Below are 1,273 nucleotides of genomic sequence, written 5' to 3' on the forward strand. Positions count from 1 at the left end.
GGGTTTTTTCACCCAGTCCTTGTCCGACCGTGACCCTGAGCTGTTCGGCTCGATCACATCCGAGTTGGGCCGTCAGCGCGACGAGATCGAGCTGATCGCATCCGAGAACATCGTCTCTGCCGCCGTGATGGAGGCGCAGGGCTCGGTAATGACCAACAAATACGCCGAAGGCTATCCGGGCCGTCGCTATTATGGTGGCTGCCAGTTTGTCGATATCGCCGAAAACCTGGCCATCGATCGCGCGAAAGAGCTGTTTGGTTGCGGCTTTGCCAACGTACAGCCGAACTCGGGCTCTCAGGCCAACCAGGGTGTGTTTCAGGCCCTGATCCAGCCCGGCGACACCATTCTGGGCATGAGCCTGGACGCAGGCGGCCACCTGACCCACGGAGCGCGCCCGAACCAGTCGGGCAAGTGGTTCAACGCCGTGCAATACGGCGTGCGCCAGCAGGACAATATGCTGGACTATGATCAGGTCGAGGCACTGGCGAATGAGCATAACCCCAAGCTGATCATCGCAGGTGGTTCGGCCATCCCGCGTCAGATCGACTTTGCCCGCATGCGCGAGATTGCCGATATGGTTGGTGCCTACCTGCACGTGGACATGGCGCATTTTGCCGGTCTGGTAGCCGCAGGCGAACATCCCAGCCCGTTCCCGCACGCGCATGTGGCGACCACGACAACCCACAAGACCCTGCGTGGGCCGCGTGGGGGTATGATCCTGACCAATGATGAAGATATCGCTAAGAAAGTGAATTCAGCGATCTTCCCCGGCATTCAGGGTGGTCCTCTGATGCATGTCATCGCAGGCAAGGCGGTTGCCTTCGGCGAGGCTCTGCGCCCCGAGTTCAAAAGCTACATCCAGCAGGTCATCACCAACGCACAGGCGCTGTCGGATCAGCTGATCAAGGGTGGCCTCGACACGGTGACCCATGGCACCGACACCCATGTGGTGCTGGTCGACCTGCGCCCCAAAGGCGTCAAAGGCAACGCGACCGAAAAGGCCCTGGGCCGGGCACATATCACCTGCAACAAAAACGGCGTGCCGTTTGACCCGGAAAAGCCGACCATCACCAGCGGTATCCGTCTGGGGTCCCCCGCCGGCACCACCCGCGGCTTTGGCGAGGTCGAATTCCGCCAGATCGCAGACTGGATCATCGAGGTTGTCGATGGTTTGGCCGCCAATGGCGAAGACGGCAACGCCGCGGTCGAGGCCAAAGTCAAAGCCGAAGTCGCAGACCTCTGCGCCAAATTCCCGATCTATCCAAACCTGTAA

The 1,273-nt window shown here is 60.6% G+C and carries 1 protein-coding gene; it reads left to right on the forward strand.

Annotated elements, in window-relative coordinates; all coding sequences use genetic code 11:
• The coding region (glyA, locus tag ACR0EL_RS21610) for a serine hydroxymethyltransferase (RefSeq protein WP_480502230.1) at positions 1–1,273 on the forward strand (1,273 nt) is incomplete at its 5' end.

Source organism: Ruegeria sp. AH12 (genome assembly GCF_056541465.1).